Below are 23,258 nucleotides of genomic sequence, written 5' to 3'. Positions count from 1 at the left end.
CGGATATTCTATTTTTACCAGCCATGTTAATTAGATGATTAATGGTTGGATCTAGAGTTTTACTGCTATATGTTTAAATTACTTGTTTCAATGCCGCCTGCTATGGCGCTTATTATTGCTATTATTTCAGAAGTGATAGCTACCTCTTATATTCCTAAAACAGAACAATTCACCAAATTAACGCCAAGCTTAATTGTTGGTGTTGGTTATGCTATTGCATTCTTTTTGCTTTCAATTACTGTCAAAAGTATGCCTGTTGGAATTGTCTATGCAATATGGAGTGGAGCAGGAATTGTGCTAGTTGCGGGTATTGGATATTTCGCTTATGGGCAAAAACTAGATTTACCTGCAGTAGCGGGGATCGCTCTTATTTTATCTGGTGTATTAGTCGTTAATTTATTTTCTAACACTGCTGGTCACTAGAGTTTAAGCTTACTTATTATTTATAATAAAGGCCGCACTGGATAACTCTAATGCGGCCTTTTTTTATAGTATTTTTAATACTAAGATCTTTGACTTACGTTGAAAATTATACAGTTTCTGCTTTTTCATCGGTAAGTGCGACACGTCAATTTCAATGAAACCTTGCTCTCTAAACCAATGGAGACTGCGAGTAGTAAGAACAAACAGTTGTGATAGTTTGAATTGTTTTGCTTTAGTGCATAAACGGTTAAGTAAGGTCACACCACGATCACCATCGCGGTAATCAGGATGAACAGCAACACATCCCATTTCAGCCATTCCATCTTCAGAAAAGGGGTATAGAGCAGCGCAGGCAATGACTAATCCATCTTTTTCTATAATCGTAAATTGTGCAATTTCTTGCTCTAGTTGTTCTCGAGAACGACGAACTAAAATGCCTTCTTCTTCAAGAGGGTGGATTAAATCCATTATTCCACCGATATCATCAATCTCTGCATCACGAACTTGTTCTGAGCTCGCCATTACAACTTGAGTGCCAATTCCATCAAAAGAGAATAGTTCTTGGATTAATGCTCCGTCTTCTTTGTAACTAATAAGATGGCTACGTGGTACACCGGCTTTACAAGCAGTAATAGAGCCTTTTAAAAACCGAATTGTACCTGTTGAAATGCCATCATTTAGTGACACCTCTTTTTCTAATCGCTCAAGAATTTCTTCGGCTTCACTAGGAAAAAGCTCAGCTAATATTTGTCCATTGTTATTAAGTACGCCTTGCTCAGAACAAAAGCCAATGAGCTTATCTGCGTTTAGTCGAATAGCTAATTGAGTCGCAACATCTTCGGATAAAAGGTTAAAACACTCACCAGTAACAGAGCTGGCAACGGGGCCAAGTAGGACGATAGATTGTTGGTCTAGCATCCGATTAATGCCATTAGTGTCAATTCGACGTACACGACCGCTGTGGCAGTAATCGACCCCGTCATCAACCCCGAGAGGCTGAGCAATAATAAAGTTGCCACTGATAACGTTAATCTGAGCGCCAGCCATTGGAGTGTTATTTAAACTCATTGATAATCTGGCGGTAATATCGAGCTGTAATTGTCCTGCAATTTGTTTGATGAGCTCTAAGGTTTGCTCATCAGTAATTCTTATTCCTTTGTGGAAAGGCGCATGATGAGCAGTTGACTTAAGTTCTTCACGCATTTGAGGGCGAGTGCCGTAAACAATTACAATACGTAAACCGAGTGAGTTTAAAAGTGCAATATCATTAACGATGTTAGCAAAGTTAGGATTGGCAATGGCTTCGCCACCAAGCATTATCACAACCGTTTTATCGCGGTGAGCATTTACATAAGGTGCTGATTGACGGAAGCCTTTAACTAGCGCAGTGCTACGAAATTTCACTATACTTCATCCATGAGTGATTTTTTATGTTTTTATAATGACTATTTATTTATATATCTACAAGTGTTTAGTACAAGGTCACATAAGTTTTTCTTAATATTTTGAAGGATTGCCGATAAGCTTAATAACATAGTTATTTTTAATAGGCCTCAAAATGAGTCGCGCTCAAGAAAAAGAGTTAAAAAGAAGAAAAATTCGATTACTAGTTTTAATTAGTTTTGTTGCCGTTGGATTGGTCGCATCCGTGATTGCAGCAACGTATAAATCGGGTGCTTTTGCTCAAATGCCAGCATCTCAATTGTATGGTAATTGGGTTGAAGATGGAGTGCCTTATTATGCTCAGGACAGTTTTACTGTGAGTGAGGGAGGGATTTATACTCATGGCCGTTTAATTAGTACTAAGTTTGAATTTGATGGTAGTAAATTGAGTTATAAACACGGTGAAACAACTTATATTTATATGGTTGAAGATCGGGATGGCGCAGAGTTATTACGCATAAAACCAACGCATTATAAATCTACTTTTCATAAACAATAAGCTTTTCACTTTCCAAGTAAATATTCTTAATGGCATTTACTTGGAAATTCTTCATCAGTTTGTGTCAATTTTTGTCAAAATTATCCCTTTCTTACATTTATTCTAATGTAAGGAATTGCTCTCCTTCTATTTGTTTGTCATTCTTCTTGCACTATTTTTCAATAAGGCTTTATTGTGTTTCGTAAATTTTCTCTTGTGTGTGTTCTTCTGGCTTTAGCGGGTTGTGCTGATCGCCCCACTGAACGAGCTCAGCAATATTTAGATGGCGGGTTCAGCAGTAACTTAAATGAAGTAAGTGAAATTCATTCTGATAAACCTTCTGATTTTAGTGCCTTTAAAAAACAAAGCGCAGAAGTCGTGAATCGTTCAGAGGCAATGGCATTACGCTATGAGGAGTTGTACGTACAATTACAAAAGTGGATTGATGAAAGTTCAAATCCAGCAGAGCTTTCGGCTTATGGTATTCAATTTGCTCAAATGGGCGGTGGCGATAAGCAAGGGAATGTGATGTTCACTGGCTATTTTTCTCCTGTGATTGAAATGCGTCATACGCCAAACGAAACGTTTAAATATCCTGTTTATGATAAACCTGATTGTGGCTCTAATTGCCCAACACGAGCAGAAATTAATGCAGGTGCTTTATCTGGTTTAGGGTTAGAGCTTGGCTATTCGGATAATATGATTGACCCGTTTATCATGGAAGTTCAAGGCAGTGGTTTTATTCATTTTGGTGATGATGACAAACTAGAGTATTTTGCCTACGGTGGAAAAAATAATCACCCCTACGTGAGTATTGGTCGTATTCTTATAGAGCGCGGTGAGGTTGATCGTAAAGATATGTCACTTAAAGCGATTAAAGAATGGGTTGCTAAACATGATGAAGCGACGGTTCGTGAATTATTAGAGACTAATCCATCTTATGTCTTCTTTTCGCCAAGAGACGCTCATCATGTATTAGGGACTGCTGGTATCCCTTTAATTGCCGGAGCCGCTGTAGCTGCTGATCGTACTTTATTGCCTATGGGAACCCCAATCCTTGCTGAAGTCCCTCAATTAAATAAAGACGGTAAGTGGACAGGGAAGCACGTACTTAAAGTATTACTTGCTTTAGATACGGGTGGTGCAGTGAAAGAAAACCATTTAGATCAATATTATGGAATGGGAACAGAAGCAGGTATTGCTGCGGGTCACTTTAAGCATTTTGGTCGAGTGTGGAAATTGGGTTTGCAGGATACTGAAACTGAAAATCCTTGGGAAATGCCTAAATCAAAATAATGTGTTGGCCGCTTGTATCGCTTAACACTTGATCTTCTAAAAAAGAGTGCGTATAAATCGTGCTCTTTTTTTGTTTTTGAGTAAGGTAACCCCATGCGCGAATTAACCACTCCTGCTTCTGAAAGTTATGACCAACGTTTTGGTGGCACTCGCCGTTTGTATGGTAATAGTGAAGTAGAAATTATGCGTGCTGCACATGTGTGTGTAGTAGGTATTGGTGGTGTTGGTTCTTGGGCGGTTGAAGCATTAGTTCGTACAGGTCTTGGTGAGATAACCTTGATTGATATGGATGATGTATGTGTGACAAATATTAACCGTCAAATTCATGCAATGACGGGCACGATTGGTCAAAGTAAGATTGAGGTGATGGCTGGGCGCATTAAATTAATTAACCCAGAGTGTAAAATTAATTTAATTGATGATTTCATTACGCCTGAAAACCAAGCTGAATACATTTCTAAAGAGTTTGATTACGTACTTGATGCTATCGACAGCATGAAACCTAAAGCGGCATTACTGGCTTATTGTAAGAGCAATAAGATTAAAGTGATCACGACTGGTGGGGCGGGTGGGCAAACCGATCCAACTCAAATTCAAATCACGGATTTAACCAAAACCATTCAAGACCCATTAGCGAAGAAATTGCGTGATACTCTACGTCGCCATCATAATTTTACAAAAAATCCAAAGCGTAAATTTGGCATTGATTGTGTCTACTCAACAGAGCATTTGAAATACCCACAAGCCGATGGGTCTGTGTGTGCGACTAAAGCAACCGCTGAAGGTCCTAAACGTATGGATTGTGCGAGTGGTTTTGGGGCTGCTACGGTGGTAACTGCGACGTTTGGATTTGTTGCGGTGTCGAGAATTGTAGAGAAGTTGATTGAGAAACATAGTAATAGGGACTAGGTTTCAGGACGGTCGCAAGCTCCCTAAAGGTTTCAGGTATAGGCGCTATTATTCCAACGACCTCCCTGAATCCTTCAAGCGAAGCGGCCTTAAGCCTGCTCTATTAGTTCATTGATCGTTTCAATGATCGCTTTAAGTCCATTACCACGTGATGGGCTTAAATGCTCTATTAGCCCTAATTGAGCAAAGTACCCATCCATATCAAATGTGCTAATCTCTTGTGCGGTTTTATTATTAACAGCAGCCATTACTAACGCGAGAAGCCCTCTAACAATACGCGCGTCAGAATCAGCACTGAAATAATAAATCCCATTAACAACTTCATGTTGTAGCCAAACTTTGCTTTCACAGCCTGAAATGGTCACGTTATCTTGTTGCAGTTCTTCTGGCATTTTAGGCAGTTTTTTACCTAATTGAATCACGTTACGGTAACGATCCTCCCAACCTTTTGCTTCACTCATTAAATCAAGAACTGTCGTGTGAGTGATGTCAAAACCAAAAGGTGACGATGGGAATGTAGACATAAATAAAATACCTTAAATTTGAGCTTATAGCATATCTGCGGCTTTATTTAGCGCGTCGATAAAACGTTGAACATCTTGCTTTGTATTATACAAGGCAAATGAAACGCGTACAGTCCCCGTTAACCCTAATGCATCCAACATAGGGTGAGCACAATGGTTACCAGAGCGAACAGCAATGCCTTGCTGATCAAGTAGGGTCGCTATATCTTGGTGGTGGACGCCATCAATAACAAAAGAAAATAGGCTCGCGTTATCTTGTAAACCGACAAAACGTAAGTCTTCAATATCTTTAATTCCTTCGATTGCCATGTGGCGTAATTCGCTAATATGAGCATTTAGATCATCATGGGCGAATTGCTTGACCCAGTTAATGGCAGTGGCACAAGCGATAGCGCCCGCTACATTTGGAGTGCCTGCTTCGAACTTTCCAGGAAGTTCTGCAAAAGTGGTCTTCTCAAATGAGACTTTCTCAACCATTTTACCGCCACCATGCCACACTGGCATAGATTCTAATAAATGCTGCTTGCCATAGAGAGCTCCAATGCCAGCAGGAGCAAATAATTTATGACCAGAGAAGGCATAAAAATCGGCATTCATTGCTTGCACATCAATATCATGATGAACAATTCCTTGAGCGCCATCAATAACCACAATAGCACCAACCAGATGTGCCGCTGTAATAATGTCATCAATTGGATTTAAGGTTCCCGTTACGTTGGTGACTTGAGCAACGGCAACAATTTTAGTGTTCTGGGTTACCAATGACTCAAATGCATCCATGTCTAATGTGCAATCGGTTTTCATTGGGATTTTTACAACAGTAGCTCCCGTTTGTTCCGCCACAATTTGCCAAGGCACAATATTAGCGTGATGCTCTAATTCACTGATTAGGATTTCATCACCGACCTTTAATGTACTACGAGCGTAGGTTTGAGCTATTAAATTAATTGCTTCGGTTGCACCGCGAGTCCAAATAATTTCTTTACTGCTTTTAGCATTAATAAAGTGTTGAACGGTTTCACGAGCTTGCTCAAATTGCAGTGTTGCTGAGGCGGTTAGGCTATGACTACCGCGATGCACATTAGCATTACTTTTTTGATAGTAATCTTGAAGCGCATTTAATACCGACAATGGTTTTTGTGTCGTTGCTGCGCTATCAAAGTAGGCAATAGGTTGGCCATTAACGTCTTGGGTTAAAGCTGGAAATTGAGAGCGAACAGCGTCAACAGTAAATGCAGTCATAAGGATTTTCTTTATAGGGTAAGCGGGCAGCGACAATGATGCGGATTTCTGGCTTGTAAGTCAAAATTACAGGCAAAAAAAAGCACCGTATTAAACGGTGCTAGAATCTTTTTTAACCAAAAGGTCAAAATGTAGTAAATAATTGGGTATTGCTAACAAATAGTTTGAAATCAATACTCGGGGCTCTAACAGTCGAGCCAATATGCAAACACAACATTGGAGTCTAGAGGGTCGAAAAAGATACTCAGGGAGGAATATATGTCTTTCCTCTAAACAACGGAGCCAATATTAGGTTTTATCTGGTAGTTCGGCAATGGACAATTTATAATACTTAGCATTAAAAAAACTAATGGTTCAGAATGTGAGTTCTTATGTCTCGTAGATTACCACCTTTAAATTCTTTGCGTGTGTTTGAAGCGGCAGCTAGACACTTAAGCTTTACTCGTGCTGCTGAAGAATTATTTGTTACACAAGCGGCAGTTAGCCACCAAATCAAAGCATTAGAAGAATTTCTAGGCTTGAAGCTATTTCGTCGTCGTAACCGCTCTTTACTTCTAACTGAAGAGGGGCAAAGTTACTTTTTGGATATTAAAGAAATCTTCTCTTCTTTATCAGAAGCAACAGATAAAGTATTGGAAAGAAGTGCGAAAGGTGCTCTAACCATCAGTTTACCACCAAGTTTTGCAATTCAATGGCTTGTGCCTCGATTGTCTGATTTTAATAATCAAGAACCAGATATTGATGTGCGTATTAAAGCGGTTGATATGGATGAAGGTTCGTTAACTGAAGATGTTGATGTTGCCATCTACTATGGCCGAGGTAATTGGCCGGGTTTACGAGTTGATTTGTTATACCAAGAACAGTTATTGCCATTATGTTCACCGCAAGTGTTGTTAAATGAAAAGCCCTTAGCAACAATTGATGATTTACGTTTTCATACGTTACTGCACGATACGTCACGCAAAGATTGGAAGTTGTTTGTAAAGCAGTTTGATTTACAAGGCATGAATGTGAATCAAGGACCGATCTTTAGTCACTCAACCATGGTATTACAAGCTGCGGCACATGGGCAGGGCATTGCACTAGGAAATAATGTTCTTGCTCAACCAGAGCTGGATGCAGGTCGATTAGTTGCTCCCTTTGAAGAGTTATTAATAAGTAAGAACGCGTTCTATTTAGTATGCAGTGAAAAGCAAGCTGACACAGGGCGTATTGCAACGTTTAGAGAGTGGATATTAAGTAAAGCGCGCAGTGAACAAGAGATAACAGATGATGAATAGTCGCTTATGTTTACTTATTGCTAGTATTAGCGGTGCAATAACTGTCGGTTTAGGCGCTTTTGGTGCCCACGGTCTAAAGTCTGTTTTATCTCCGTATCTACTTGATGTGTATGAGACTGCGGTGCAATACCAAATGTGGCATACCCTTGCTCTATTTGGATGTGGAATTTTGTTGAGAAATTCATTTTCAAAAGGGGTATCATACGCCGCCTTGCTATTTACCATTGGGATGTTGTTTTTCAGTGGTAGTCTATATGCATTAGTGTTCACAGGAATAAAATGGTTTGGGCCAATTACTCCATTAGGTGGACTCTGTTTTATTATCGGTTGGCTAACGCTGGCTGTTTCAACTTATCGTTTGACTGAGGTTTCAAAGTGAAACAAGTAATGTTCTATTGTCGCTCTGGTTTTGAGAAAGAGTGTGCAGGTGAGATCCAAGATAAAGCCACTCAACTTGAAGTGTTTGGTTTTCCTCGCCTAAAAAATAATACAGGCTATGTGCTATTTGAATGCTACCAGGAAGGCGATGCAGATAAATTGATCCGTGAGATTAAATTTAATGAGCTGATTTTTGCTCGTCAAATGTTTGCGGTAGCAACTGAATTAAGTGATTTACCTTCTGAAGATCGTATCTCACCAATTTTGAATGCATTAGTTGATGTTGAAAATTTACCATGTTGTGGTGATATTCGTATTGAAACGCCTGATACGAATGAAGCAAAAGAATTATTGAAATTCTGCCGTAAATTTACAGTACCAATGCGTATTGCATTACGTGGTAAAGAGATGCTAACACCAAGAGATTCAGATCGAATCCCTGTTATGCATATTTGTTTTATTGTACCGGGTCAGTGTTATGTTGGTTATTCTTACACCAACAATAACTCAAAATTCTTCATGGGTATTCCTCGTTTGAAATTCCCATCAGATGCACCAAGCCGTTCAACGCTTAAGTTGGAAGAGGCGTTTCACGTATTTATTCCACGAGATGAGTGGGATACTCGATTAGCTTCTGGCATGTGGGGTGTGGATTTAGGTGCGTGCCCTGGTGGTTGGACTTACCAATTAGTTAAGCGTTCTATGTTTGTTCATGCAATTGATAACGGCATGATGGCACAGAGCTTAATGGATACAGGCCAAGTTAAACACCACATGGTTGATGGCTTTAAATTTGAGCCACAAAGAAAGAACGTAACATGGCTAATTTGTGACATGGTTGAGAAACCAGCTCGTGTTGCGCACCTTATGGGTGAATGGCTAATTAAAGGTTGGGCGAAAGAAGCGCTATTTAACCTTAAATTACCAATGAAAGGCCGTTACGATGAAGTACTTCAAGATATTGAAAACTTAAAAGAGTTTTTGAAGAAGAATAACTTCCAATACAAGCTTCAAGCTAAGCACTTGTATCATGACCGTGAAGAAATTACGGTTCATATCCAAGCGATTTCAAATATTTCTCCACATTAATATTTCGTTATACAAATATTGATGTAATCCAAATTATTGAGAAATAAAAAACGCCCGCTGATGTTGATAATCAGCGGGCGTTTTTATTTATCTTCAACAATGGTTATTCGGCGTTGAGATTATTGAGATACGATGTTGAATATGGTGTGCTTTGGCGCAAAAAAAACTGTTTGTCATCGTTTTGATAACCACATCAAATATAGCCATCTTTCTTTTGCAGAAAAGCACACTATATTCATGATACTTGGTAGTCCCTAGTCCCTAGTCCCTGATTCTGGCTTCTCATATCGTATATCTTGCAAATTAAACCCAAGTTCAATATCAGTTCTTAGTCCTGCAACCTTACGGCACAAAATAGCGGTGTCATAATGCTCATCAAATTTCTTACGATATTTTTTCGGTAACTCTTCAGATTCGTTTGCTGCTTCAATGGTTGGGAATTGAGTTAAAATTTCTAAGGCCGCTTTAGGTCCAATGCCCGGGATCCCCGTAATTTTACTTGAGCTAATTCCAGCTAGTCCCCAATAATCAGCTAATTGCTCTGGTTTTAAACCAAATTCCTTTTCAATAAAAGGAGCATCTAACCAACGATGTTGAAAGTAATCACGAATTCGCAGCGTTGGAGACAGTAATTGGCAATAACCTTTATCTGTCGAAATGATGGTTACTTGTTCATTATGAGCCGCCACCTTATTTGCCAAAGTGGCCACTAAATCATCGGCTTCATCACCATCAGATAACAAGGAGTCAATGCCGAGTTTCCACCATGCATCTTGAATGCTGTCCATGCCTTTTTGCAGTGCTTCAGGCATTGGTTTTCTGTCTTCTTTGTATTTAGGTAATACTTCTGCTCGCCATCCTCTATCTTGTAAGTGATGATCGAAGACGGCAATGATATGAGTGGGTTCGGTTTCTTTTAAAATACGATTTATTGTGCGACTCGTTGTTGTGATGACCGCTTGGATATCGTCTTGATTAGGTTGGGCGGAATGAACGCGACGAATAAGGTTTAATGCGTCAATAATAACCAGATGAATTGCCATAACGTATTCATTCCTATATAGAAAAAAGAAAAAGCCTATGTATTCAGCATAGGCTTTCTATTGTACGTTACTGAAGGGGAGGGATTCCAGCCTAATCTACGACGATTTCATAACAAGGCTCGTATTTAGAGCCGGGAAGCTTCATTCGACCTTGTTTGACAAAATCTTGTAAAAGACGATCCATTTTCTTCATTAACTTAGGATCTCCATGAAGTTTAAACACACCGTGTTTTTCTATTTCAGCAATGCCTTCTGCTTTTACATTTCCCGCGACTATTCCAGAGAATGCTTGGCGTAAACTTGCTGCGAGGTTTTCTGTTGGTTGATCTAAATGTAAATCAAGTGCAGACATAGCCTCGTGTGTTGGTTCGAATGGCTGCTGGAATTCTGATTCAATTTTTAACGCCCAGTTAAAGCTATAAGAATCATCTGTTGCTTTACGGTATTCTTTCACTTTCTTGATGCCATGATTAATCATCACTGCTGCTTTTTCTGGATCATCGACAACGATTTCATAATAATGAGTTGCCTCTTCACCTAATGTTTCTCGGATAAATGTGTCGATTGAAAGGAAGTAAGCTTCACTCTCTTTTGGCCCAGTTAATACTATCGGCATTGGTTGCTGACGATTGGCTGGGTTCATCATGATCCCCAGGATATACAGTAATTCTTCTGCTGTTCCCGGACCGCCAGGGAAAATGACAATGCCATGAGCCATACGAACAAATGCTTCTAATCGCTTCTCGATGTCAGGCATGATAATTAATTCATTTACGATAGGGTTTGGTGGCTCAGCTGCGATAATTGAAGGTTCTGTTAATCCAACAAAGCGGCTATCAGAATAACGTTGCTTAGCATGGCCAATAGCAGCTCCCTTCATCGGTCCTTCCATTGCGCCTGGTCCACAACCCGTACAAATATTTAATTCTCTTAACCCTAATTCGTGGCCAACTTCACGCGTGTATTGATATTCGATAGGATTAATAGAGTGCCCGCCCCAACATACAACAAGGTTAGGCTCAATTCCGGTATGAAGCGCTTTTGCATTACGTAAAATACTAAAGACAAGATTAGTTAGGTGGGTGTCTTTTGTTAGATTTAGACGGTTGTGATCTGCAATTTGCATATTCACATACACCATGTCACGTAATACCGAAAATAGATGTTCTTGGATCCCTTTTATAATGGTTCCATCAACAAAAGCATGTTCTGGTGGGTTACTTAGTTCGAGTTTAATACCGCGATCTCGACGTGTTACGGACACATCAAAAGATTCGTATTTTTCTAGAAGCTCTTTAGAGCTATCGGTGTGACTGCCTGAGTTTAAGACGGCTAATGTACAGTTTCGATACATCCTATAGACGTCACTAGAAGCAGTTTTTTTTAGTTGGTCGACTTCCAATTGTGATAGCAAATCCATGCTACCTGCGGGACTAATATGAGTGATCATACAGTGCCTCCCTAGCTGTTTTTATTATTGTTCAGATATTTAACTTACACAGCAATGGGAGATTTAGCGAGGAAAAAACAAAAAAATTGAGAAGTTTATAACCATTTATGAATTTATATTTATAGCACAGTAGTAAGAGATTACAGATTGATAAACTGTCCAGTGCCTTTTGATTTTTCTTTATAAAGGGCATCAACTGAACGTTTAATTACTTTTTCAGGTATATCACTATTGGTAAATTCTGAACTGCAAATAGATACGGTTATTTGGACATGATCATCTTTGAATTTGAAAGGCAGTTTTGCAATAGCGAGCTGAATGGCTTTAAGTGCTTTATCTCTTTCTTCTTTCTCGGTTTCGGTAAATAAAATTAAGAACTCTTCACCACTAAAACGCGCAACGAAATCGGTATCTGACACCTTGTTTTCAATTGTTTTTGCTATAATAGATAATGCTTTATCTCCAGCTAAATGCCCAAACCTTTCATTAATACGTTTGAATTGGTCGATATCTATCATAGTAAGAACAAGAGAGTGTTGATGACGAACCCAGCGTTTATATTCTAAATCTAAACGTTCATGCATAGCTGCACGGTTATATACTTTGGTTAGAGGGTCTTTAAAGATACGCTGTTGTTGGTCACTAAGCTGACGGCGATACTCCAATGTCTCTTCATATAAATTATTTAGTTTTTTTGTTGTGTATTCATGACGCTCAATTAATGCCGCTTCACGAGACTGCATTGCTTTATTGCGTTCTGATAAGTCATTCATCTCACTTAACAGCATTGCCATTTTTGTTTTGTATTCTTGTTCACTACTTTTGCTTTCTAGTACGCTTTCTGCTTGTTTAATTAGAAGAGAGTATTCTTCATTTAGTAAAGAGCGCTGTTCTAAATAAGATTGTCCTTGGTTTTGATTCTGCTCGCTGGTTTTGATTATCTGAGCTACTTGAGTGTTCATATCACCAACAAAAGCTTGAGAAGCTTTACGTTCGTTATTTGTACCTTCTAATACTAGTTGAAGTGTTTGTAGTGCTAGATCAATCAGAGAAACGGCGTCAACCCCCGTTAATAATTTATTACGAATCCCAAGTAGTTTATTGCCAGAAGTATTATCAAAATCTAGTTCAGATATTAAATGCTGTAACTCGTGACTTAGTTGCTCTTGAGTATCAACATCAATAATTTCATTGGTGTTTATTTCAGATGAAATTTTACCGACAGAGATAAATTTAATGGCTCGTTCGTAAAGCTCTACTAAACGAACAATACGTTGAATATGCTTACTGCCATCTTGGGAAGGGTATTGTAAAAGAGTTCGAAGATCTCTTTTTAGACCAGCAGGCAAACCGACAACACGTTGAAGAGTTTCACCACAATAGGAAATATGTTCTTCCATAACAGAATGCTCTCTTTGAACATTCATTTTGTAACGGTTAATTAGGCGCTCAAAAGTTGCAATTCGTACTGTTAATTCAGATGTATTTTCGACCTGTTCAATACTTGTAGCAAGTTCTACAATCTCTTTGTCTAACTCACCATCATGATGTTTACACGCAGCACAAAAGCGTAAAATAATACGTTTTAAAAGTAGTATTTCACGACGTGATTTCAAAGTGGTATCACGATGCGATAAGCGTGTTTGATCTAGTTGTTGCTTTAACTGACTTAATTCAGAGGCAACGATAGAGACTTCAATCATAATAGTTTAGAGAGTAATTCATATGTTATAAAAAATATAAAATTATTGATAAGGCCAGTTGGGAATAATAACAAATTTATAATTAACAGACTAAAAAAAGTATGCCGTTTGTTTAATTGATAATCATTCACTAATGATTATTATTAAATTTGTGATGCATAAGCCAAATCCGAAGTTTATTGTTTGGATGTCATGACTTTAATTAAGCCTTGGTTAATTGCTTGCTTGCACGCTGAAATAATATTATTGCTAGCAAAACTCGCTGCAGGCGCATTATCAATGGCTCGATAATGAACCCATTGACTGCCAGAATCTTCAGAACTAATATCGCAAGCTGTGTTGGTTGCCATAAGTAAAATATCAATTAATTCACGATCATTAATAGCGGTATAAGCTCGTGGTAAGAATGGATATTCCACCATACCTATATTAACGGTTCTATCTGTCATTGTTTGGGATTCAAAATTGTTTATCCAAGATTGAATGGTTTCTGCCATTTCTTGGGCATTTGATGTTGAATCGGATTTATGCTCAATGTATAGAAAACTAGCATCAGAAAAATGATAGATTCGACTTGGCAGAGTAACTACTGTTGATAAGTAATCCCCAAATGCCTTCTCGATTGACAACCCTTCTTGGTAGCCATGAGTAAAGTATAACTCTTGCAACATAGGTACGTGAAACAGAGTAAATCGAAGACGGTCACTCAATGGTTCATTTATTAATTCACCTAAATGCCATTGTTCTATGTTTGAACTGCTTTGCTGTAAAGAGGAGGGCAGTCTTTCCGTTAATAGACGAAAATTGCGCAATCCACTTCGTGGATGAGTGTAATATTTATTCAATAGTAGGTGCAGACGCTTTTTAAGAAAACGATTAACTTGTTGTTGTCTAAAGGCATAGATAGAAATTAACGTTAATAGAACCAATAAGAATCCGGCTATTTTTTGTATTTTTCGAGTTTGTAGGTGGTTCTCTTTCAGTTGTTCTTCTAAGCCTTGATAATGCAGTGATTGCTCAATGATGCTTTTTTGTTGTCTAAATACGTCTTCGTTGATTTCATTCTGTACTGCTTGGATTGATGAATTCAGTGTTTCATATTCTCTTTGAGCTTTTAACGCGAGTTGGTATTGCCCCATTTTTTCGTAAGTTTTTGATAACAGTTTTTGTGACTGTAATTTTAAGCGCAAGTCATTATCTTTTTTACTGTATTTTATCGCTTGCTGTATTTGTTGAACAGCAAGGTCGGCTTTATTATTTACGAGATAAAGCTTCGCCTGCAATAGGGACGAACACGCTTTTTGTTCAGGTAAATTCACATATTCATTAAGGTTGTTTGCTTGTTTAAGGTAGTGCTCACTGAGAGCATAGTTGTAAAGCAAGAAATAGGTATTTGCGATGTCTAAACGTAATGAGATTAACTTATCGACGTTGTTTTTTTCTTTTTCTTGGTCAAGAGCATTGAAATATTGCACTAAGGCTAGGTTAAATCGTCCCTGTTTTAAGTGTATTTGAGCAATTAAAGTTAGGACATTAGAGAGCTGTTCGCTGTTATTGTATCGGCCATAAAATTCGGCAGATTGTGAGGCATGTTCTAATGCTTTATCTAATACCTGTCTTTGGAAAAATAATTGGCCAAGTAAATAGTTAGTCGTTGCTAACTGCCCACTTCTATCTGCTTCAATTGACTGCCAGTAAGCACTTAATAGCTCAGTTAGCGCTTGGTCAAACTGTTTATTTTTTAAAAAATACTTACCATAAGAAATGTGATAATAAATCATACTAGTCGGATCATTAAGGGCGCTTCCATGAGACATAGCCTGTTTATAATATTGTTGCGCCTGGCTGTTGTTTCCTTGAAATGATTCAACTTCAGCATGAACTAAAGCTAATCCAAAGTAGATCTTTTGATTCAATGGTATGTGTTTATTGTATTCATTTAATTCGGCGGAAATTTCTTTCAAAATAGTATTTGTCTCATCGACATCTTGAGTTAAGTTCCACCATAAACTTGAATAGATGAGCTTTGATTCTAGGTAACCTGACTTTAAATTAAAATCTTTAGCAAGAGTAATTGCTTGTTTAATTGCTTCGATTGATTCACGGTTACGATCAAGACGTTTGTTTGCTAATGCTTTAATTTGAAAAGCTTCAACTGTGCTGATAGGTGTGCGGATGGTTCGTTCTGAATCATTGTTAATATGAATACGATTCGGATCTTGCTCTGGCGAGATTTGGCGTTGCTCTAAGTATTGTTGAGCAATAGATCGTGCTTGTTCTGGGTTAGTATCCAATAATTGATAAGCGTCGTTTAAAATAGGCGCAGAGAAAAATTTAGCCCACGCAGAAAGCGGGAAAAAAACAAAAAGAATGAGAAGACACTGGCGCAAAGACATGTAATGATCCACTAAAAGACAACCATTACATACTAGCGATATAGTGAAATTTGTCTACTAAGAATACGGTTCCAAGTAGACAAAACTCATCATTTTAAACGCTTTTAGTTCTTGGGTTCTTATTGTCGAGCTAAACGTAGGTTATGTTCTGGTTTTGTTAAATATGAACTACGGAATGGATTAATATCAAGTCCGCCACGACGGGTGTAACGAGCAAATACTGTTAATGAGTTTGGTTTACAGTATTTCATAATGTCGGTGTAGATACGTTCAACACACTGTTCATGAAACTCATTATGTTGACGGAAAGAAATTAAGTAACGAAGTAGCTTTTCACGATCAATTTTTTTACCTTCGTAATTAATTTCAACACTGCCCCAGTCGGGCTGATTAGTAATAAGGCAATTTGATTTTAGTAAGTGGCTGTGTAATGTCTCACTTACCACTTCTTCTAGTGTGCTTGATTGTAAATACTCAGCATCAAACTCATAATCATCAATAACGATGTCTTGGTTATCAATGCACTCGCCTTGCATATCGACAATAGGTTGCTGTGAGTACGCTTGTACTGGGTGAATTTCAACGGTGACTTCGCCACCCGCACATGCACTTAAATCTTTTATTAGTGTACGAGTTACTTCATTCCATGAAGAGAATTTAGTTTGGTTAAAACTATTCAAATATAATTTAAATGATTTTGACTCAACAAGATTAGGACTTGTCGCTGGTAAGGTGACATCGCCAACCGCAACTTGAGGTAATCCATTTTGGTTTAGCCAAGACAGTTCATACAGTGTCCATACATCACAACCAACAAAAGGTAATTCATCACCAAGTTCAAGATCATCACGATTTAAACAGCGAGGAACGGCCTGCAATAATTCTGGCTCATAGCTATGTTTGTATTCAGTTTTCTGGCCAAGAGTTAGTGATTTTAGCTCATCAGCGTTAGTGTATTTAGTCATATTGAAAATGCCAAAAGTAGATTAGAATAGAGATCGCTTAATAAATTAGCGCAGTTTGATACAATTAGCGTTAGTTTACTTGAATTTTTATCTTATTAGGAGAATCGAATGCCACTTTCGGTAGAGCAAGCGCTTGCTAACTTTAGTCAACGTTATGTAGATGCATGGAAAGTCAAACATGATAGCCTTCCGATAAATGAAGAATTGGTGGGATTAGCTTCTCCTTGTATTGATGAAACGCGTGATTTAGAGATCTCATGGCAACCTATTGCTCGTGAAGAGAGTATTCGATTAGTTAATATCGAAAAAGGCATTGAATTAGATCTTCATGATGATTTTCATGCGTTTTATGGTGCTCAATTTAGCGCAGATATGGCCGCTAAATTTGAAGATATGAATATCGAATTACTTCAGGTTTGGAGTGATGAAGACTTGGAAAATTTACAAGGTAATATGCTTGGTCATCTTGTGATGCAACGTCGATTAAAGTTAGTTCCAACGTTATTTATTGCTGTAACTGATGATGAGATGGAAGTCATTTCTATTTGTAACCAGTCTGGTGAAGTAATTTTAGATACGGTGGGTACAAAGAAACGCAAAGTATTGGCTGAGAATATGGCTGAGTTTTTAGAGAAGCTTGAACCGGTTGTTGCTTGAGCCATCGGTTGATATCCCCTAGAAAGATCATAATTAAATGAATTCCGATAAAGGTATGTTTATCGGAATTTTTATTTTAAACGTTGTAGTAGGAAATAAGCGTTAATGTTTGTCACTGAGTTAGATTTTGAAATTTACTGCGATACTTCAATGGCTGCAGTAGAGAGGGCGATTAATTATTGTTTGGATTGTTTACGTTATAACGGACAAGTGATTGGTCGTGAATTACCGGTGGTAATGAAAGGAACTAATTTTGTTGCTCGTGTGATTTGCCCTGAAGAAGACTCTCTTCATCCTGATAATCATAGCCCACAAGTGAATTTAGCGTTTAAACAATTGAGTGAGTTTGGTCTATTACAACCAAAAGTAAAAGTGGTAGGTCAAGACATGAACTCTGATCCAAGCGATGAGAGTGAAAAAGTGAGTTGGCAGATATTGTATACCAGCCATTTACATACTTGTTCTCCAATTCGTCATGGTGAGACATTTCAACCCATTCCTCTTTATCGCTTACCTCCCGTTGCTAATGGCGATCAAAAACAATTTATTAAATGGCAAGAAGATTGGAGTGCGTGTGACCAGTTGCAGATGAATGGCTCTGTGGTTGAGCATCCATCATTACACGAGATAAGCTCAAGTAAGAGTCATTTATTTAAACGTGGTTGGGATTTATGTCGTCGTATGGCGGTAGTCAGTGGGATTCCAACGTATTTGTATATTTATCGTGTGGCTGGCGAGAGTAAAGAAAAAGAGTTAGCGCGTAAATGCCCTGTGTGTGACGGTGATTGGGCATTAGAAGAACCAATTCATGAAGTGTTTGATTTTAAATGCGATGAATGTAGGTTAGTGAGTAACCTGTCTTGGGATTTTAAAGATTAATTAACTTGTATACAGATAAACCAATGGGAGCTCATAATGAGCTCCCATTTTGATTTATTTTTAACTTTCTATTTCTTGAATTTAGCAAGAATACGATCAAGCTGATTAGCAAATTCACGTCGGTCAGTTTGTGATAATGCAGCCGGTCCTCCGGTTTGAATACCACTGGCACGCATCGTTTCCATAAAATCTCGGATATTTAGACGAGCTTTAATGGTTGCTTCTGTATAAAGCTCTCCACGAGGATTTAGCACTTGTACTTTTTTGGCAATTAATTCGGCAGCCAATGGAATATCCCCGCTGATCACTAAATCTCCTGCTTCTGAACGTCTTACAATTTCGTCATCTGCAACATCAAAACCAGATTCAACCTGTATTGATTTAATATTGAAAGCGGTTGGTACAGGAATGTAGTGGTTTGCAACAAAAGTCAGTTGGATCCCTGTTCGTGTAGCTGCGCGGCAAAGTACTTCTTTGACGACTTTTGGACATGCATCAGCATCTACCCAAATTTGCATTATTTATTCTCCAAAGCGTTTAAACGCTGGGTTAATTCTTTTACTTGTTGTTCAAGCTGAATGATACGCTCATCGGCAGTTAATGTATTTTCACGTACTTCAATTTTAGGAACATGAGCACTGGCCTGAAAGGATTTAATTGCAGTAATAATTGCTGGCATAGGAACTTGAGTACTTAGGCGAGATTTAACTAAGGCTGTTGTTGGTTTTTTCCCTTCATTAATTAAATCTTGCATTATTGTTTGCAGCTCTTCCGTTACATTTTTCATTCTAACTTCCTATATATCATCTAAAGCCATGATATCGAATACTGCCTCAATGCACCATAGAGGTAAATTATACCAATTCCAATAATTATCTGATCATTCTTACTGGTTAAATCACTCAATAGCTACGTTAAAAATTATTGTAGAATAACTACTTATAAGAACTATTGTCTTACTCTTAAGTGATTTTCCTACGTAATAAATCATCTAATTAGTTGCATTGGTATTACTTAGGTTTGACTAACGTTTATCGACCTAGTAGAAAATAGGGTAGAAATAACAGAGAAACCTTGTAAGAGATCTCTCACTGTAATCTGAGATATGTCGTTTTATTTATAGTGTTAATCAGTGTTGTGCATCTTAATTTGTTGTTTGTAATGAGTTTTATTAAATGTTGTTATGACGTGTCTCGTATTTATTTAATGAAAGAAGAGTTAGGGTATTGTTCAAAAAAGTGAAAAGCGTAATCTTATTGGTGTCGGAAGGATGCTGACACGGAACAGGAACTCACCAAGGATTTGGTACGCTTCAGGATGAGGCTCTCGGTTACTTAGGATGAGTAATCGGCATGGAAAGCAAAATTGGACATTGAATGGATTCAATAGTAGCTAGGATGGTTACTACTAAGGAAAGGCAATGGACACCTCTAGGATAGAGGAAGGATTAGACATCAGGATGATGTAAAGGACACCGCTTAAGGATTAAGTGAAGAGAGTTAGCGAAGGATTGTTAACGGATCAGGATTGGATTATGGACACCGCTAGGATAGCGCGAAAGGAATGGGCTGACGGATTCAGCATACTATCAAGGATTTGATGCATGGAGCATACGGGTAGCCGGATTGCTGCAAGTAAGGTTATAACCCCATTAGGCGAAAGCTTAGTGGGGTTTTTCTTTTTTCCCCTCCTTCAAAAATACATTTACCTAATACCTATAAGTAATAAATTACATAGATCACATTTTTATTATGCGTTTAATTAATAAGCGTGAGTTGAATCAAATTTGCTCAAACACGCAATGTAACCGGTTACTGAAACCGGTTACATTGTTTTCAGTTTATGATTTCGCATGTTTAAAATTCAATTCAGGGGTGAAAAATGAGTACGCAAGCGGCAACGATGCAAAGCACAATAATGGAGAAGGTAAATAAAATCCTTCCTAAGCTTTTAAAGGTAGTTAATTCAAAACCAATTGTAGCTATTAAAGAAGGCTTCATGCTAACCATGCCATTGACCATTATTGGTTCAGTATTTTTATTACTGGCTTTTGTTCCTATTGATGGCTATGACCAATTTATGGCGGGAATTTTTGGTGCCGAATGGTCAACACCGTTATTTCAAGTGGTTGGTGCAACGTTTGATATTTTGGCATTAATTGGTGCTTTTGGTATTGCGTATACTTACGTGAAGTATGAAGGACACAATGGCGTAAATGCGGGGGTGTTAGCCATTGTTTCTCTACTTATCGTAATGAACGCTTTTGTTGTTGCACCAGATGGTGTAACGCATATCGGTGGAGTGATACCAAAAGCCTTCCTTGGTGGTAAAGGCATGATTGCAGCTATCGTTATTGGTTTAGTTGTCGGTATGATTTACTCAATGGCCTTTAACCGTAACTGGGTTATTAAGCTACCTGATAGTGTGCCTGAAGGGGTATCAAATGCCTTTAAATCTCTTATTCCTGGCTTTCTAATTATCACACTTGCTTTCTTGACGTATATCTTTTTTGAGGTGGTTTTTGAAAGAACGTTTATTGAAACTATTTACCATATTATTCAAACACCGCTGCAAAGCATGTCTGACTCTTTCTTTGGTGCAGTAGGTATCGCCTTGCTTATTTCTCTACTTTGGTGGTGTGGTGTTCATGGTCCAGTCATTGTTATGGGAATTATGGGACCAATCGTAACGGCGAATGCGCTTCATAACCAATCAATTGTTAATGCCAGTGACGTTCTAATTGCGGGTGAAAATGGCAAGATAGTAACTAACCAATTTGTTGACCAATTTATCACAGTCGGTGGTTCAGGTCTTACTTTTGGCTTGGTGTGTTGCATGGTTTTATTTGCTCGCTCTGTTCAGTTTAAGCAGCTAGGCCGCCTCTCTTTTATTCCTGGAATCTTTAATATCAATGAGCCTGTAATTTTCGCAACACCAATCATCTTTAATCCAATTATGTTTATTCCATTTGTTACTGCACCTGTGCTGTCAGCAGTCATGGTTTACACCTCAATTAACATGGGGTTTGTTGGACCATTCACGGCAGTTCAAGTGCCTTGGACGACACCTATGGTATTAAGTGGATTTATTGTTGGAGGATGGAGTGCCGCTGTATTACAGGTAGCAGTATTTTGTATGACAGTGTGTGTGTATTTCCCATTCTTTAAATATTTAGACAAATTAACAGCGCAAGAAGAAGCTAAATCAGCGGCGCCAGAAACAGAAACAACTTAATTAAAACAGATTAGATTATTATCGAGGTTATTATGAAAAAGATTTTATTATTATGCGCAGCGGGTATGTCTACATCAATGGTCGTTAAAAAGATGCGCGAGTCGGCAGAGAAAAAAGGCATTAATGTTCATATTGAGGCCCATGGTGTTGAGACGATTCAAGATTATTTAGCTGAGTACGATTTGTTTTTATTAGGTCCTCAAATTCGTTTTAAGAAAGATGAACTTCAGAAGTTAGCTGACGATGTTAATAAGAAAGTAGAAGTTATCGACATGATGGATTACGGCATGATGAAAGGTGAAAAAATCTTAGATGATGCGCTTGCTCTTTTAGTTTAACAATATCTACAGGCCTAGGCTGTTACTTAGGCCGTATTAAATTAATACTTCAGTTGGCTATATTTACACTACTGTTGAAGTAAAACAGGAATTCGATATGAAATTTGCAAATGACTTTTTATTTGGTGCCGCGACCGCTTCTTATCAGGTTGAAGGAGCATGGGATCAAGACGGTAAAGGACTTACTAACTGGGATGAATTTACTAAAATCCCAGGAAAAACCTTTGAAGGGACAAATGGGGATGTTGCGGTTGATCACTACAATCGCTACAAAGAAGACATCGCATTAATGGCTGAAATGGGCTTAGAGTCTTACCGTTTTTCTATTTCTTGGGCTCGTATATTTCCGAATGGAACAGGCAAGATTAATCAGAAAGGCATTGATTTTTATAACAACCTGATTGATGAATGTTTGAAGTACGGCATCGTTCCATTTGTAACGCTTTATCATTGGGATCTACCATTGCCTCTTGAAAAAGAGGGCGCATGGTTAAATAAAGCAACTGGTGATGCATACATTGAGTTTGCCAAACTATGCTTTAATGAATTTGGTGATCGAGTTAAACACTTCATTACTTTCAATGAAACGGTTGTATTTTGTGCTCTAGGTTATATGGCGGGCGCGCATCCTCCAGGCATTAAAAATGATCCAAAAAAATATTTCCAAGCAACACACAACGTATTTTATGCCCATGCTAAAGCGGTTATTGAATACAAAAAATTAAACCAATTTGGTGAAATTGGTTTGAGCCATGTGTTTAGCCCAGCGTTTGGAGTCGATGAGTCAGAGGCGAGTCATTTTGCTGCAATGCATGCGAATCAATTTAGTATGAACTGGTTCTATGATCCTATTCTGCTTGGTAAATATCCTGAATACGTAGTTAAGCAACTACAAGAAGAAGGGAACTTACCTGATTGGACAGATGAAGAGCTACAAACTATTTTTGAAGCCGCGCCTTTGAATGACTTTATGGGACTGAATTACTATCAACCACAACGTGTTGAAAAAATTCAAGGTGATGTTGAAGCTCGTGTTATCACTCGTGAGAACTCGACAGGATCTCCTGGTAATCCAAGTTATGACAATGTATATCGCACAGTAAAAATGGACGATAAGAAATACACTAAATGGGATTGGGAAATTTCACCTCAAGGGTTTGTAGGTGGACTCGAAATGCTAAAAGAGCATTATGGTCAAATTAAACTTTATATTACAGAAAATGGATTAGGTGATGAAGACCCAATCATTGAAGGTGAAGTGTGTGATATCCCAAGAATTAATTTCATTAAAGAGCATTTAGGTGCAGTAAAAGAAGCGGTTCGTCGTGGTGTTCATATTAAGGGCTATTATGCTTGGTCAGCGATTGATTTATTAAGCTGGTTAAATGGATACAAAAAACAATATGGCTTCATTTATGTTGATCATCAAAATGGATTAGAACGTAAGAAAAAAGCGTCTTTTCATTGGTTTAAAGATGTAATTGCGACTCGTGGTGAAAACATCTAACGTTATCTTAGAAGTGGGAAAGTC

Annotated in this window: 22 protein-coding genes; 12 read left to right on the top strand and 10 right to left on the bottom strand. The window is 38.2% G+C overall.

What is annotated here, in order from left to right:
• The first annotated feature begins 90 nt into the window (after window positions 1-90).
• Window positions 91-423 (top strand): DMT family transporter, encoded by a 333-nt coding sequence (locus tag AC2IP4_RS10795; RefSeq protein ID WP_486310759.1) that lies wholly within the window; start codon window positions 91-93, stop codon window positions 421-423.
• A gap of 63 nt (window positions 424-486) precedes the next feature.
• Here the strand turns inward: AC2IP4_RS10795 and argA are convergent, their stop codons facing one another.
• The gene (gene argA / locus AC2IP4_RS10790) at window positions 487-1,827 is read right to left on the bottom strand and encodes an amino-acid N-acetyltransferase (protein ID WP_486310258.1); all 1,341 of its coding nucleotides are present in this window, start codon (window positions 1,825-1,827) and stop codon (window positions 487-489) included.
• A 154-nt stretch (window positions 1,828-1,981) separates the two neighbouring features.
• Here argA and AC2IP4_RS10785 point away from each other — a divergent pair, with 154 nt between their 5' ends.
• The 3 genes from AC2IP4_RS10785 (at window position 1,982) to tcdA (ending at window position 4,549) form a co-directional block, all read left to right on the top strand.
• Entirely contained in the window at window positions 1,982-2,365 is a 384-nt protein-coding gene (locus AC2IP4_RS10785; protein ID WP_375321863.1) for a DUF2850 domain-containing protein, read from the top strand.
• A gap of 174 nt (window positions 2,366-2,539) precedes the next feature.
• Window positions 2,540-3,640: a murein transglycosylase A gene (mltA, locus tag AC2IP4_RS10780; RefSeq protein ID WP_486310257.1), complete on the top strand. Its 1,101-nt coding sequence runs from the start codon at window positions 2,540-2,542 to the stop codon at window positions 3,638-3,640.
• 93 nt (window positions 3,641-3,733) lie between these two features.
• Window positions 3,734-4,549 (top strand): tRNA cyclic N6-threonylcarbamoyladenosine(37) synthase TcdA, encoded by an 816-nt coding sequence (tcdA, locus tag AC2IP4_RS10775; RefSeq protein WP_486310256.1) that lies wholly within the window; start codon window positions 3,734-3,736, stop codon window positions 4,547-4,549.
• Between the two features lie 89 nt (window positions 4,550-4,638).
• On the opposite strand, the gene csdE is transcribed toward tcdA, so the two are convergent.
• Together csdE and AC2IP4_RS10765 are read right to left on the bottom strand one after the other, a co-directional pair.
• Window positions 4,639-5,073: a cysteine desulfurase sulfur acceptor subunit CsdE gene (csdE, locus tag AC2IP4_RS10770; protein ID WP_375321866.1), complete on the bottom strand. Its 435-nt coding sequence runs from the start codon at window positions 5,071-5,073 to the stop codon at window positions 4,639-4,641.
• Window positions 5,074-5,097: 24 nt separating this feature from the next.
• Window positions 5,098-6,315, bottom strand: coding sequence for an aminotransferase class V-fold PLP-dependent enzyme (locus tag AC2IP4_RS10765; protein WP_375321867.1), 1,218 nt, complete (start codon window positions 6,313-6,315; stop codon window positions 5,098-5,100).
• Between the two features lie 371 nt (window positions 6,316-6,686).
• On the opposite strand from AC2IP4_RS10765, the gene AC2IP4_RS10760 reads away from it, so the two are divergent.
• From AC2IP4_RS10760 to rlmM, 3 genes are read left to right on the top strand one after another with little or no spacing between them, the layout of a single operon-like run.
• Window positions 6,687-7,595, top strand: a complete 909-nt coding sequence (locus tag AC2IP4_RS10760) for a transcriptional regulator GcvA (protein ID WP_105054108.1) — start codon at window positions 6,687-6,689, stop codon at window positions 7,593-7,595.
• Entirely contained in the window at window positions 7,588-7,974 is a 387-nt protein-coding gene (locus AC2IP4_RS10755) for a DUF423 domain-containing protein (protein WP_486307294.1), read from the top strand. Before AC2IP4_RS10760 ends, AC2IP4_RS10755 begins: the two co-directional genes overlap by 8 nt.
• A complete protein-coding gene (gene rlmM, locus AC2IP4_RS10750; RefSeq protein WP_486310255.1) occupies window positions 7,971-9,062 on the top strand; it encodes a 23S rRNA (cytidine(2498)-2'-O)-methyltransferase RlmM in 1,092 nt (363 codons plus the stop codon). The genes AC2IP4_RS10755 and rlmM overlap by 4 nt, the downstream gene beginning before the upstream one ends.
• Window positions 9,063-9,316: 254 nt before the next feature.
• Here rlmM and xni read toward each other — a convergent pair whose 3' ends face one another.
• The 5 genes from xni to queF form a co-directional block, all read right to left on the bottom strand.
• The gene (xni, locus tag AC2IP4_RS10745) at window positions 9,317-10,105 is read right to left on the bottom strand and encodes a flap endonuclease Xni (protein ID WP_486310254.1); all 789 of its coding nucleotides are present in this window, start codon (window positions 10,103-10,105) and stop codon (window positions 9,317-9,319) included.
• Window positions 10,106-10,196: 91 nt separating this feature from the next.
• On the bottom strand, window positions 10,197-11,555 hold the full coding sequence (gene ppnN / locus AC2IP4_RS10740; RefSeq protein ID WP_105054111.1) for a nucleotide 5'-monophosphate nucleosidase PpnN: 1,359 nt from the start codon (window positions 11,553-11,555) through the stop codon (window positions 10,197-10,199).
• Between the two features lie 140 nt (window positions 11,556-11,695).
• Window positions 11,696-13,258: a GGDEF domain-containing protein gene (locus AC2IP4_RS10735; RefSeq protein WP_375321870.1), complete on the bottom strand. Its 1,563-nt coding sequence runs from the start codon at window positions 13,256-13,258 to the stop codon at window positions 11,696-11,698.
• Window positions 13,259-13,434: 176 nt separating this feature from the next.
• Entirely contained in the window at window positions 13,435-15,654 is a 2,220-nt protein-coding gene (locus tag AC2IP4_RS10730; protein WP_486307032.1) for a tetratricopeptide repeat protein, read from the bottom strand.
• Window positions 15,655-15,773: 119 nt separating this feature from the next.
• Entirely contained in the window at window positions 15,774-16,619 is an 846-nt protein-coding gene (queF, locus tag AC2IP4_RS10725; protein WP_486310253.1) for an NADPH-dependent 7-cyano-7-deazaguanine reductase QueF, read from the bottom strand.
• 108 nt (window positions 16,620-16,727) lie between these two features.
• Here queF and syd point away from each other — a divergent pair, with 108 nt between their 5' ends.
• Both syd and AC2IP4_RS10715 read left to right on the top strand, forming a co-directional pair.
• Window positions 16,728-17,276 (top strand): SecY-interacting protein, encoded by a 549-nt coding sequence (syd, locus tag AC2IP4_RS10720; RefSeq protein WP_486310252.1) that lies wholly within the window; start codon window positions 16,728-16,730, stop codon window positions 17,274-17,276.
• 105 nt (window positions 17,277-17,381) lie between these two features.
• Window positions 17,382-18,155 carry a Zn-ribbon-containing protein gene (locus AC2IP4_RS10715; RefSeq protein ID WP_486310251.1) on the top strand — a complete coding sequence of 258 codons (774 nt, stop codon included), beginning with the start codon at window positions 17,382-17,384 and terminating at the stop codon, window positions 18,153-18,155.
• A gap of 68 nt (window positions 18,156-18,223) precedes the next feature.
• On the opposite strand, the gene AC2IP4_RS10710 is transcribed toward AC2IP4_RS10715, so the two are convergent.
• Both AC2IP4_RS10710 and AC2IP4_RS10705 read right to left on the bottom strand, forming a co-directional pair.
• Window positions 18,224-18,673, bottom strand: a complete 450-nt coding sequence (locus AC2IP4_RS10710; protein ID WP_061005246.1) for a YaiI/YqxD family protein — start codon at window positions 18,671-18,673, stop codon at window positions 18,224-18,226.
• Window positions 18,673-18,942 carry a hypothetical protein gene (locus AC2IP4_RS10705; protein ID WP_375321875.1) on the bottom strand — a complete coding sequence of 90 codons (270 nt, stop codon included), beginning with the start codon at window positions 18,940-18,942 and terminating at the stop codon, window positions 18,673-18,675. The genes AC2IP4_RS10710 and AC2IP4_RS10705 overlap by 1 nt, the downstream gene beginning before the upstream one ends.
• Before the next feature lie 1,094 nt (window positions 18,943-20,036).
• Between AC2IP4_RS10705 and AC2IP4_RS10700 the strand changes: the two genes are divergently transcribed.
• The 3 genes from AC2IP4_RS10700 (at window position 20,037) to AC2IP4_RS10690 (ending at window position 23,234) form a co-directional block, all read left to right on the top strand.
• The gene (locus AC2IP4_RS10700; protein ID WP_486307034.1) at window positions 20,037-21,389 is read left to right on the top strand and encodes a PTS sugar transporter subunit IIC; all 1,353 of its coding nucleotides are present in this window, start codon (window positions 20,037-20,039) and stop codon (window positions 21,387-21,389) included.
• 32 nt (window positions 21,390-21,421) lie between these two features.
• Window positions 21,422-21,727: a PTS sugar transporter subunit IIB gene (locus tag AC2IP4_RS10695; RefSeq protein ID WP_375321877.1), complete on the top strand. Its 306-nt coding sequence runs from the start codon at window positions 21,422-21,424 to the stop codon at window positions 21,725-21,727.
• Between the two features lie 97 nt (window positions 21,728-21,824).
• On the top strand, window positions 21,825-23,234 hold the full coding sequence (locus AC2IP4_RS10690) for a glycoside hydrolase family 1 protein (protein WP_375321878.1): 1,410 nt from the start codon (window positions 21,825-21,827) through the stop codon (window positions 23,232-23,234).
• The last annotated feature ends 24 nt before the right edge of the window (window positions 23,235-23,258 follow it).

This window comes from Aliivibrio thorii (assembly GCF_057368585.1).
This window is presented reverse-complemented; position numbering and strand designations above follow the sequence as displayed.

What these genes read in the sequence shown, in the direction of transcription:
- AC2IP4_RS10760 (WP_105054108.1), top strand. Translation starts at nt 6,687, where the DNA reads ATGTCTCGTAGATTACCACCTTTAAATTCTTTGCGTGTGTTTGAAGCG.
- ppnN (WP_105054111.1), bottom strand. Translation starts at nt 11,555, where the DNA reads ATGATCACTCATATTAGTCCCGCAGGTAGCATGGATTTGCTATCACAA.
- tcdA (WP_486310256.1), top strand. Translation starts at nt 3,734, where the DNA reads ATGCGCGAATTAACCACTCCTGCTTCTGAAAGTTATGACCAACGTTTT.
- xni (WP_486310254.1), bottom strand. Translation starts at nt 10,105, where the DNA reads ATGGCAATTCATCTGGTTATTATTGACGCATTAAACCTTATTCGTCGC.
- AC2IP4_RS10785 (WP_375321863.1), top strand. Translation starts at nt 1,982, where the DNA reads ATGAGTCGCGCTCAAGAAAAAGAGTTAAAAAGAAGAAAAATTCGATTA.
- AC2IP4_RS10695 (WP_375321877.1), top strand. Translation starts at nt 21,422, where the DNA reads ATGAAAAAGATTTTATTATTATGCGCAGCGGGTATGTCTACATCAATG.
- AC2IP4_RS10690 (WP_375321878.1), top strand. Translation starts at nt 21,825, where the DNA reads ATGAAATTTGCAAATGACTTTTTATTTGGTGCCGCGACCGCTTCTTAT.
- csdE (WP_375321866.1), bottom strand. Translation starts at nt 5,073, where the DNA reads ATGTCTACATTCCCATCGTCACCTTTTGGTTTTGACATCACTCACACG.
- AC2IP4_RS10715 (WP_486310251.1), top strand. Translation starts at nt 17,382, where the DNA reads ATGTTTGTCACTGAGTTAGATTTTGAAATTTACTGCGATACTTCAATG.
- queF (WP_486310253.1), bottom strand. Translation starts at nt 16,619, where the DNA reads ATGACTAAATACACTAACGCTGATGAGCTAAAATCACTAACTCTTGGC.
- syd (WP_486310252.1), top strand. Translation starts at nt 16,728, where the DNA reads ATGCCACTTTCGGTAGAGCAAGCGCTTGCTAACTTTAGTCAACGTTAT.
- AC2IP4_RS10705 (WP_375321875.1), bottom strand. Translation starts at nt 18,942, where the DNA reads ATGAAAAATGTAACGGAAGAGCTGCAAACAATAATGCAAGATTTAATT.
- AC2IP4_RS10795 (WP_486310759.1), top strand. Translation starts at nt 91, where the DNA reads ATGCCGCCTGCTATGGCGCTTATTATTGCTATTATTTCAGAAGTGATA.
- AC2IP4_RS10765 (WP_375321867.1), bottom strand. Translation starts at nt 6,315, where the DNA reads ATGACTGCATTTACTGTTGACGCTGTTCGCTCTCAATTTCCAGCTTTA.
- AC2IP4_RS10735 (WP_375321870.1), bottom strand. Translation starts at nt 13,258, where the DNA reads ATGATTGAAGTCTCTATCGTTGCCTCTGAATTAAGTCAGTTAAAGCAA.
- AC2IP4_RS10730 (WP_486307032.1), bottom strand. Translation starts at nt 15,654, where the DNA reads ATGTCTTTGCGCCAGTGTCTTCTCATTCTTTTTGTTTTTTTCCCGCTT.
- AC2IP4_RS10700 (WP_486307034.1), top strand. Translation starts at nt 20,037, where the DNA reads ATGAGTACGCAAGCGGCAACGATGCAAAGCACAATAATGGAGAAGGTA.
- AC2IP4_RS10710 (WP_061005246.1), bottom strand. Translation starts at nt 18,673, where the DNA reads ATGCAAATTTGGGTAGATGCTGATGCATGTCCAAAAGTCGTCAAAGAA.
- AC2IP4_RS10755 (WP_486307294.1), top strand. Translation starts at nt 7,588, where the DNA reads ATGAATAGTCGCTTATGTTTACTTATTGCTAGTATTAGCGGTGCAATA.